The 10,027-nt window shown below is 70.7% G+C and carries 9 protein-coding genes; 5 read left to right on the top strand and 4 right to left on the bottom strand.

What is annotated here, in order from left to right; genetic code table 11:
* Positions 1 to 89: 89 nt before the first annotated feature.
* A complete protein-coding gene (locus P3X83_RS40820) occupies positions 90 to 1,514 on the bottom strand; it encodes a fumarylacetoacetate hydrolase family protein (protein ID WP_277310798.1) in 1,425 nt (474 codons plus the stop codon).
* Between the two features lie 215 nt (positions 1,515 to 1,729).
* On the opposite strand from P3X83_RS40820, the gene P3X83_RS40815 reads away from it, so the two are divergent.
* Genes P3X83_RS40815 through P3X83_RS40800 form a run of 4 tightly spaced genes read left to right on the top strand, consistent with a single transcriptional unit; the run spans position 1,730 to position 5,590 of the window.
* Positions 1,730 to 3,235 carry an aldehyde dehydrogenase family protein gene (locus P3X83_RS40815; protein ID WP_346742793.1) on the top strand — a complete coding sequence of 502 codons (1,506 nt, stop codon included), beginning with the start codon at positions 1,730 to 1,732 and terminating at the stop codon, positions 3,233 to 3,235.
* A complete protein-coding gene (gene hpaD, locus P3X83_RS40810) occupies positions 3,235 to 4,104 on the top strand; it encodes a 3,4-dihydroxyphenylacetate 2,3-dioxygenase (protein WP_277310796.1) in 870 nt (289 codons plus the stop codon). Before P3X83_RS40815 ends, hpaD begins: the two co-directional genes overlap by 1 nt.
* Positions 4,105 to 4,136: 32 nt before the next feature.
* Complete coding sequence (locus P3X83_RS40805; RefSeq protein WP_277310795.1) at positions 4,137 to 4,877, top strand: alpha/beta fold hydrolase; 741 nt, start codon at positions 4,137 to 4,139, stop codon at positions 4,875 to 4,877.
* On the top strand, positions 4,874 to 5,590 hold the full coding sequence (locus P3X83_RS40800; RefSeq protein WP_277310794.1) for a GntR family transcriptional regulator: 717 nt from the start codon (positions 4,874 to 4,876) through the stop codon (positions 5,588 to 5,590). Before P3X83_RS40805 ends, P3X83_RS40800 begins: the two co-directional genes overlap by 4 nt.
* 107 nt (positions 5,591 to 5,697) lie before the next feature.
* Here the strand turns inward: P3X83_RS40800 and P3X83_RS40795 are convergent, their stop codons facing one another.
* Both P3X83_RS40795 and P3X83_RS40790 read right to left on the bottom strand, forming a co-directional pair.
* Positions 5,698 to 6,459: an SDR family NAD(P)-dependent oxidoreductase gene (locus P3X83_RS40795; protein WP_277310793.1), complete on the bottom strand. Its 762-nt coding sequence runs from the start codon at positions 6,457 to 6,459 to the stop codon at positions 5,698 to 5,700.
* Positions 6,456 to 7,460, bottom strand: coding sequence for a methyltransferase dimerization domain-containing protein (locus tag P3X83_RS40790; protein WP_277310792.1), 1,005 nt, complete (start codon positions 7,458 to 7,460; stop codon positions 6,456 to 6,458). Before P3X83_RS40790 ends, P3X83_RS40795 begins: the two co-directional genes overlap by 4 nt.
* 98 nt (positions 7,461 to 7,558) lie before the next feature.
* Here P3X83_RS40790 and P3X83_RS40785 point away from each other — a divergent pair, with 98 nt between their 5' ends.
* Positions 7,559 to 8,551 carry an aldo/keto reductase gene (locus tag P3X83_RS40785; protein ID WP_277310790.1) on the top strand — a complete coding sequence of 331 codons (993 nt, stop codon included), beginning with the start codon at positions 7,559 to 7,561 and terminating at the stop codon, positions 8,549 to 8,551.
* 35 nt (positions 8,552 to 8,586) lie between these two features.
* On the opposite strand, the gene P3X83_RS40780 is transcribed toward P3X83_RS40785, so the two are convergent.
* Positions 8,587 to 9,933, bottom strand: coding sequence for an amidohydrolase family protein (locus tag P3X83_RS40780; protein WP_277310789.1), 1,347 nt, complete (start codon positions 9,931 to 9,933; stop codon positions 8,587 to 8,589).
* Positions 9,934 to 10,027 lie beyond the last annotated feature (94 nt).

Genomic DNA, 10,027 nt, shown 5'->3' with positions numbered 1-10,027 from the left:
CGAGTTCTCCCTCGGCGGTGAACGGGGTCACCACGGGGGCGATGGACCCGCGTATGGTGCCCGGATCCGAACGGAACCTCATCCCCGCATCACTCCTCGTCTTCTTTCCACTGCTCGTACTCCCGCCGCCAGCGTGGGCCGAGCGGGTAGAGACCGTCGATCGGGGCTCCGCCGTCCACCTGCTGGTAGATGAAGCGCTCTTCGCGCTCCTGCGCGGTGGCCTCCTCGGCGATCTGGGCCACCAGCCCCGGCGGGATGACGACGACGCCTTCGGCGTCGCCCACCAGGATGTCGCCCGGCATCACCAGGACGCCGCCACAGGCGACCGGTACCTGGGACTCCAGGGGGACGTGACGCCGTCCGAGCACCGATGCGTGCGACACCCCGTAATAGGAAGGCATGTCCAGGTTCGAGAACGACGGGCTGTCCCGCAGGCCGCCGTCGGTGACCACGCCGACCGCGCCCCGGCGAAGCGCACGCAGGGCGAGGATGTCGCCCAGGGTGCCCGCGCCGTGGTCGCCGCGCGCCTCGATCACCAGGACCTCGCCCGGCCGGATCTCCTCGATGGTCCGCTTCTGGGCGTTCATCCCGCCGCCGATCCTGGCGAACACGTCCTCGCGCAGCGGCACGTAGCGCAGCGTCCGCGCCACGCCCACCATGCGCAGGTCGGGCCGGGCGGGGCGGACCCCCTCGATGAAGTGGTTGTCGATGCCGTGCGCGCGCAGCCGGGACGACAGCGTGGCCGTGGAGACCTCGCGCAGCGCGGCGGCGACGTCGCCGGGCAGGACCGGCGGGGGAGGGGTGCTGCCGTAGGCGGCGGCGCGGGTCTTCTCGTCGGTCTGGGGCTGCGCGCCGTATCCCGGCAGCGGCGAGCCGTCCTCGACGATCTTGTTGCACAGCTGTCCGGCGTTCTCCAGCTCGACCTCGACCACGTCGCCGGGCTGCACCACGCTCGCGCCCGCCGGGGTGCCCGCCAGGATGATGTCGCCCGGCTCCAGGGTCATCATCCGGGAGAGGTCGGCGATCAGCAGGTCGAACGGGAAGAGCAGCTCGTCGGTGCGCGCCTCCTGGACCACCTCGCCGTTGACGTAGGTGCGCAGGGTCAGGCGTTCGGGGTCGGCGTCGGCGGCCCATACGATGGACGGCCCGATCGGCGTGAAGCCGTCCTGGCCCTTGGCCCGGAGGTTGGAGCCTGAGTCGGTGTGCTTGAAGTCGTAGACGCCGAAGTCGTTGGCCGCGGCGTAGCCCAGCACGTGACCCAATGCCCGCTCCCGGGGCACTCGGTGCGCGCGCGTGCCGATGATGACGGCGATCTCGCCCTCGAAGGACAGCAGCTCACACCCGGCGGGCCGGACCACGGGACGGCCGGACCACGACAGGGACGACGGGGGCTTGAGAAAATATGACGGGTTGGAAGGACCCGCCGGAAGGCGTCCCCGTTCGGCCGCGCGGCTGCGGTAGTTCAGGTGGACCGCGATGATTTTGGCTGGTGAGAGGCCCAGCGGATGTTCCATCCCATGCCTTTCGGATCATATAGGACATCGTTGATGATACTTCGTGCAGCATAACCAGGCTATAGACAAAAATATCTGACTTCATACATGATTTCAGGTATGGGTCGGCACGGCCCCGGAGGGGAAGGGTTGCCCTCCGGCCCTGCGCCGATTCGGCTGTGGGGGGGAGCGCCTCCCGTTAGCGGGAGGCGCTCCTGGTCGACGTGGGAGGGGGCATGGTCCGCGGTCGCGCGCGGGCCGACCGGTCGGGGGAACGTCGGAAAGGGAGGCTGGCGATGACGGATTTGCTGGTCGGAGGCTTATGGGCTCCGGCTACGGGCGGAGGACGGTTCAAGACCGTTAACCCCGCCAACGGATCGGTGATCACGGAGTGCGCGGAGGCGTCCACGGCCGATGTGGACCGTGCCGTCGCGGCGGCGAGGGCCGCGCTGCGCGACCCCGCCTGGGCGGGCATGTCGCCGGCGGCCAGGGCCCGTCTGCTCTGGAGAGTCGCCGACCTCGTCGAGGAGCACGCGTCGGAGCTGGCGCTGCTGGAGACGAGGGACAACGGCCAGCCGATCTCGGTCGCCCGAGAGGTGACCGTCGCCGGGACGGCAGAGCACTTCCGCTACTTCGCCGGATGGTGCACGAAGATCGAAGGATCGGTACTGCCCGTCTCGTACCCCGACACCCTGCACTACACCCGCCGCGAGCCCGTGGGGGTGTGCGCGCTCATCACGCCGTGGAACTTCCCGCTGATGATCGCCGCCTGGAAGCTCGCCCCGGCCCTGGCCTGCGGTAACACCGTCATCATCAAGCCCGCCGAGCAGACCCCGCTGAGCACGGTGCGGCTCGTGCAGCTCATGGAACGCGCCGGTTTCCCGCCCGGAGTGGTCAACCTGCTGACCGGCGGCCCCGCCGTCGGCGCCGGGCTCGCCGTGCACGACGACGTGGACAAGGTCTCCTTCACCGGCTCCACCCGCGTCGGGCGCTCGCTCGTCTACGCGAGCGCGGGCAACCTCAAGCGGCTCACCCTTGAGCTGGGCGGCAAGGCCCCCAGCGTGATCGCCGCCGACGCCGACATCGACGCCGCGGTGGCCGGCAACGTGCAGGGCGCCCTGTTCAACAGCGGCCAGGTGTGCGCCGCCTACTCGCGCTTCTACGTCGATCGCAAGCGCGCCGACGAGTTCACCGCCAAGATGGCCGACGCCGCGTCCGGGCTCAAGCTCGGCTCCGGGCTCGACCCGGAGTCCCGGCTCGGGCCGCTGATCAGCGAGGAGCACCTGAACAGCGTCGACACCCACGTGCGCGGCGCGCGTGCGCAGGGCGCCGAGCTGGTCACCGGCGGTCGCCGCGCCGAGGGCGAGCTGGCCGAGGGCTACTTCTACGAGCCGACCGTCCTCGCGGGCGTGGGCGACGAGATGACGATCGCCAGGGAGGAGGTGTTCGGGCCGGTCATCCCGGTCATCGCCTACGACGACCCCGACGAGCTGGTGGCGCGTGCCAACGCCACCGAGTACGGCCTCGCCGCGTCGATTTGGACCGGCGACCTGGCCACCGCGCACCGGCTGGCGGCCGAGATCCGCGCGGGCGCGATCTTCATCAACATGCCGCACGTGCCCGACGCCGCGACCACCTGGGGTGGCTACAAGACGAGCGGCTGGGGCCGGGAGATGGGACCCTATGCCATTGACGCCTACACCGAGATCAAGGGCGTCTGGACACACCTTGGAGGGGTGTGATGGGAGAGCTCGTCCTGGCAGCGAAGATCACTCATGTCCCGTCGATCTGGCTGTCCCTCCAGCCCGGCAAGCACTTCGGCATCCGGCGCCCCGCCGAACTGGCACTCACCGAGATCGGCCGCAGGGCCAGGGAACGCGGCGCCGACACCTTCCTGGTCGCCGACACGCACTGGATGAACAGCATCGGCTTCCACCTGAACGGCAGGCAGCGGCATCGCGGCTCCTACGCCAGTCATGAGCTGCCGCACTTCATCCACGACCTGCAGTACGACTATCCGGGCGATCCCGACCTGGCGGAGCTGTGCCGTCAGGAGATCGTCGCGGGCGGGCAGAAGGCGCTCGTCCACACCTACCGCGACCTCGGGCTGGAATACGCCACGCTGGTCCCGATGTACTTCCTGAACCCGGACTCCACCATGCGGGTCGTGCCGATCGGCTGCAACATCTACTCCACGATCGACGAGAACCGCCGGATCGGCGAGGCCCTGCTGCGGGCGATCCGGCACAGCGACAGCAAGGTGGCGTTCCTGGCCAGCGGTTCGCTGTCGCACTCGTTCCCGGCCAACGAGGTCGCCGAGTCGCTGCTGAACGACGTGAGCAGCGAGATCAACCGCAAGGTGGACATGGCGGTCCTCGACATGTGGACCACCGGCCGCGCGGACGAGTTCCTCGACATGCTGCCGGACTACAACAGGCGCTGCTCGGGCGAGGGCGCGATGGCCGACACCGCGATGCTCTTCGGCCTGCTCGGGTGGCGCGACTACAGGGGCAGCGGCGAGCAGCTCTGTCCTTACTTCGGTTCCACGGGGACCGGACAGGTGGTTGTCGACTTCCCCGTGCCGGGGCAGGATACGATGGCAACTCGATAAGAAATCATATGTGAAATTGCACGGGAGTTTGGATGGCTGAGCGTTCGGGGTTGTCGTACAGGCGGTTCGAGCCCGCACCGCCCGGCGGCGGGCGCACGGCGATCCTGCTGCATGGTTTCTGTTCGAACGGCGACAACGACTGGGTCACGCCGGGCACCGCCCGCGCCCTGACCGAGGCCGGGCACCTGGTCCTCGTGCCCGACCTGCGCGGGCACGGGTCCAGCCCGGCGCCCGCGTCGGCCGCGGAGGCCCACGCGGACGCCCAGGCGGCCGACGTGCTCGCGGTGCTCGACGCCGCGGGGGCCGAGGAGTTCGACATCGTCGGCTACTCGCTGGGCGCGAGGATCGCCTGGGAGGTCGTCCGGCAGGCCCCCGGACGGGTGGGGCGGGTGGTGCTCGGCGGGCTGAGCCCGGCCGAGCCGTTCACGGCCGTCGACGTCGAGGCGCTGCACCGGGCGGTGTCGGGCGGCGGCGAGCCCGCCGACCCCTTCACCGCGATGATGGCGGGCATGATCGCCTCCCAGGGTGAGCGGGCGCCGGGCCTGGCGGTGGTCGTCGAGGGGCTGCGCGAGACCCCCTTCGACCCGGCCACCTGGGGCGGGCGCACGCCACCTGTGCTGATCGCCGGGCGCGACGACATGATGAGCCAGGGAATCGAGCGTATCGTCGAACTTACGGCGAGCACCGAACACCTCGTCGTTCCCGGGGGGCACATCGAGGCCCTGACGGGTCCGGACTTTCGCGACAACGTCGTGAAGGTGCTCCAGAGATGAGCGAGGGGGAGCCGGTGAGCACCACCAAGAGGTCGGCCCCGGCCAGGAAGCAGACCAGGCCGAAGGGGTCGAAAGCCGAGATCAGCTACAGCCTGCTGCGCTCGCGCATTCTCGACGGCACCTACGGCCCCGGCTACCGCCTGGTCATCGACCAACTCGCCAGAGAGACCGGCGTGAGCACGATCCCGCTGCGCGAGGCGGTGCGGCGGCTCCAGTCCGACGGCCTGGTCGAGGTGATCCGCAACATCGGCGCGCGGGTCGCCGCGTTCGACTCCGTCCAGGTCGAGCACACCCTGAACGTGCTCGCCCGCCTGGAGGGCTACGCCACGGCGATCTCCGCGCCCCGGATGGGCCTCACCCAGGTCCGGGAGTCCAGGGAGATCAACGCGAGGATGTTCGAGGCGCTTGAGGAGTTCGACCCCTCCTCGTTCACGGCGCTGAACCGGGAGTTCCACTTCTCGCTGTACCGGCACTGCCCCGACGCCCACCTCAACGCGCTGCTGGAGTCGGAGTGGGCGCGGCTCGACCACATGCGCAGGTCCACCTTCACGTACGTGCCGGGGCGCGCCCGCCGTTCGGTCGAGGAGCACGAGCGGCTGCTCGACCTCATCGAGGGACGTGCCGCCGCCGCCGACATCGAGGAGGCGGCCCGCAACCACAAGATCGCGACGGCCAGCGCGCTGCACAGCGCCCACGTCGGCAGCCCGCACTGAGCCGGGCCGCCGCATGAGGTGAGCCGCGGGACCGTTCCCGGGGACACCGCACGATCCACGCCGAAGGGGCGGGGCCGACCGGCCCCGCCCCTTCGAGGTGTTCGGGCTCAGGTGAGGAGCTGCCCGCCGTCCACCTGGACGACGGCACCGGTGATGTGCGAGGCGGCGGGGGAGGCGAGGAACTGCACCAGCGGGGTGATGTCGCCGGTGACGGCGATCTTGCCCAGCGGGATGCGGGACTCCCACATCTGCCGCGCCGCCGGGTCGTCCATCAGTCCGGCCGTCATCGGCGTGTGGACCGGTCCCGGCGCGACGCCATTGACCCGGATGCCGTGCGGGGCAAGCTCCAGCGCGGCGGTGCGGGTGAGCGCGTCCACACCGGCCTTGGTGGCCTCGTAGTGCCCCAGCCCGATGGTGGGCTGACGCGCGCCGATGGAGCTGATGTTGACGACGCAGCCGCGCACGGTGTGCTCGATCATCCGCTGCGCCACCGCGCGGGTCACGTTGAAGGTGCCGCGCAGGTTGACCGACACGGCCAGGTCGAAGACCTCCACCGGCAGCGTCACCAGCGGCCCGCCGCCGCCGACCAAGCCCGCGTTGTTGACCAGCACCTCGACCTGGCCGAGCCGTTCGGCGACCTCGTCCAGGGCCGCGGCGACGGAGTCGGGGTCGCTGACGTCCATCCGGACGGCCAGCGCCGCTCCCATTGAGGCCGCGGCCTTCTCCGCCGCCTCGGCCGCGATGTCGGCCACCACGACCCGCTCGCCCGCCGCGGCGAACGCCTCCGCGACCGCTCTGCCGATACCGCTCGCCGCGCCGGTGACCAGCGTGATCCTGCCGTCCATGGAACCCCTCACAACCTCGTTCATCGTGCCCTCGCCACAATCACTCGCGGCGAACCAGCGAGCGTCAGCGTCTCGACCGGCTCCCAGCCGGCGTCGCGCAGCCAGCCGGTGACCTCCTCACGCGGATAGACCACCGTGCCGTCGATCACCAGGTACTCGCCCGCGTGCAGGGCGTCCAGCGCCCGCTGCCTGGGCTCGTCGTCCAGGAAGTAGTCGAGCAGCAGCAGCGTGGCGTCCGGGGTGGCCGCCGTCCTGGCGCGCTCCAGGATGCGCCGGTTCTCCTCGGGGGAGTACCGGTGCGCGACGTGCTCCAGCAGCACCAGGTCGAAGCCGTCGGGGACCGGGCCGTCGAGCACGTCGCCGGCCACCACCTCCGCCTGGCCGCCGGCCTCGGCCAGCGCCTTGCGGGCGAACTCGGCGAGGTCGCCGCCGGAGAAGAAGACGCCGGTCAGCCCGGGGGCGGAGCGCAGCGCCTCGATCAGGAACGATGCGGAGAGGCCGCCGAAGTCGAGCACCTTGGAGTGCCGGGTGAAGTCGTAGGTCTGGGCGAGCACCTTGGCGTGCAGCGCGTTGTAGGTCATGACGCCGGACATGAACGCGCCCATCCGGTCGCCGCCCAGGTCGAGCGGCATCGGGCCGTCGGTGCGGGCCGTCTCGCCGAAGCGCAGCCAGTGCGAGTAGCTGATCCGGTCGAGGAACGCCAGCCACGGCCTCAGGTCCACGTCGTCACCGGCCCCCGCGAGGTGACGGGCGGTGGCGGCGGCGTTCTCGTAGCGGCCGTCGGCGCGGGTGAGCAGGTCGAGTGAGGTCATGGTGTCGGCGAGGATCCGCGTGGTCCGCTCGGGCAGGCCGGTCCGCGCGGCGATCTGGGCGGCCGTCGCGGGTCCTTCGGCGAGCGCGGCGAACAGACCGGCCTCGGCCGCCGTGAAGAGCTGTTTGGCCGCCATGTAGCCGGTGGCCACCGTGGCGATCGTGTCGATCCCGGAGGTCGCCGCCGACGTCTCGGACTCTGATTGGGAAGGCATCTACTCGACTCCTGAGTGCGCCCGGGGTGGAAAATATTTGAGATGGTATACGATTTACTGTATTCCGTCAGCGGTCGATCGTCATCCCGGAGGTGGCTGTGGAACTCACAGGGCAGGTGCCCCGCCGTGGGCTGGGCGCGGACGGGCCCACGGTGCCGGTCCTCGGACTCGGTTCGTGGAACACCTGGGACCGGATGGACCGGGCGGACGCCGTCGAACTCGTGCGCGCCGCCGTCGATCGCGGGGTGAACTTCTTCGACGTCGCCCACTACAACTTCGGCCCGCACGCCGAGGGCGCGCGGACCGACGTGATCTTCGGCCAGGTCGTGACCGAGGCAGGGGTGCGCCGCGAGGACTACCAGCTCTGCGGCAAGCTCTGGCTGTGGGACTACCCGGGCTCCTCGCTCGGCGACGCGTTGAAGGTGTCGCTCGACCGGATCGGCACCGACCGGGCCGACATGGTCGTGGCCGGTGACTTCGTCGGCGACCTCGACGTACGCCGCGTGGTCTCCGACGTGGCCGAGCTGATCGAGGCGGGCCTGTTCGAGACCTGGGGCGTGAACAACTGGTCGGCCGCCGACCTCTCGCTGGCGATCCGGTTCGCGCGCGAGGAGGGCCTGGTCGCACCGGCCTTCGCGCAGCTCAAGTACAGCGTCGCGCGGCGCTCGGTGCCGGACGGCGAGCCGTACGGCCGGATGTTCGCCGACGGCCTCGGCCTGCAGGCGTCCGACGTGCTTGAGGGCGGCATCCTGGCCGGGCGCCTGCACCCCGAGCGCAAGATCGGCGCCGACCCCGGCGGCATCAGGGACCGTATCCGCGAGTCCTACCCTGAGCTGAAGCGGATCGCCGACGGCTTCGGCGCGACCCCGGCGCAGGTCGCCGTCGCGTTCTGCCTGACGCACCCGGCCGCGGCGAGCGTCCTGGTCGGAGTCAGCCGCCGCGAGCAGTTCGAGGACAACCTGGGCGCGCTGGACCTGCTCGCCCGGCACGGCGGCGAACTGCGCGACGCGGTGGACGAGCTGTGGATCGACCGTGACGTGGTGGCCCCCGAGGCGTCCTGGGGGACCGATGCCCCCGGCACGGGAGCCTGAGCCCACCCGGTGGCGAGCCGGGCGGATCGGCCGGCTCACAGCTCGTGCACGATCCGTCCGTCCACCATGGTCAGCGAGACCGGAACCTGGGGCAGCGCCTCGGGTTCGGTCTCCGCCAGGTTCGTTTCCAGGACGCACAGATCGGCGACCTTACCGTCTTCCAGCGAGCCCTTCCACGAGTCCGCCCCGTCCTGCCAGGCCGGCGTCATCGTATAGCCGCGCAGCGCCTGGGCGAACGTGAGCCGCTGCTCGGGCCGGGTCATCGCGGCGGCGACGCCCTGCCGCCAGTCGGGGGTGAGCACCGGCGCGTCGGAGCTGAGACAGAGCGGCACGCGCGCCTCCAGCGCGTCGCCCACCGGCCAGGCGTGCTCCATCACGGTCTCGCCCAGCGCCTCCTTCAGCATCCCCCCGGCCGCGTTCACGAGTCCCGGCTGGGTGTTGAGCCCGATCCCGGCGGCGGCCATCCTGGCGAGCGTCTCGGGATGGATCAGGTCGCCGTGGATGACGTAGTGCCGCTGGCCCCCGCCGGGCGCGGCCAGGGCGCCCACCACCACCCGCGTGGTGCGGCTGCCGGTGGCGTGCACGCCGACCTGGTGCCCGGCGGCCCGCGCCGCCCCGATCATGGCGACCAGAGCGGCCTCGCGGTCCTCGTCCGTCTTGCCCTCGATCAGCAGGCCGCCGTGGCCCCCGCCGGTGTACGGCTCGTCGGTCCAGGCCGTGCCCAGCGGCGGGATGCCGTCGGCGAAGATCTTCACGCCGGACACGTGGAACCATCCCGGGATGTCCCCCGGTGGGGTGAAGCCGCCCAATCCGGTCAGGAACACCGGAAGTGAGCTCGGGCCGTCCAGTTCGCCGAAGAGCATCAGGGCCGTGACCCGGGCGTTCAGCCTGCCCTCGGCGGCGAGGTCGGCGTAGTCGCTCAGCACGGCCGAGCCGAAGCAGCCGCTCTGGCCCTCGTCCTCTCCCGGACCGAGTCCCGGTTCGGTATAACTCGTGACCCCGAGCGGCGCCAGAAGCTGGCATGCTCGCAGGATCGCCGCCCGTCGCTGGGCGGAGGTCTCCAGGCGCACCCGCCTGGCGGGCGCGTCGGCGGAGGGAGGGGCGATCAATTGGTCGATCAACAGGCTGGGCCACATCTGCCCTAGCCATGTACCGTGCAGGTGGGAGTCGTTGATGCCGGGGAGCACCGACCGCCCGCCCAGCCGCACCACGCGTGTGCGGGGTCCGATGAGGCAGGTCACCTCCTCGTCGGTACCCACTCGCGCGACCCGTCCGGCGGTGACCGCTATGGCCTCGGCGATCTGATCGGCGGAGTCGACGGTATGCACCGTGCCGCCGGTCATGACAAGATCCGCCGAGTCGAGGTCAGCCCAGGAACCCATTCGTGACATCTTGGCCTCCGCTCTGGACACCCCCGTTTCCCTACGCATAACGTACATGGAATCAGATACGATTTGTGCCTGAACAAAAGGCACC

Origin of the sequence: Spongiactinospora sp. TRM90649 (assembly GCF_029382225.1) — a bacterium.
In the GTDB taxonomy this organism is placed as follows: domain Bacteria; phylum Actinomycetota; class Actinomycetes; order Streptosporangiales; family Streptosporangiaceae; genus Spongiactinospora.
Note: the sequence above shows the minus strand (reverse complement) of the source record. Positions and strands in the feature narration are given on the sequence as shown.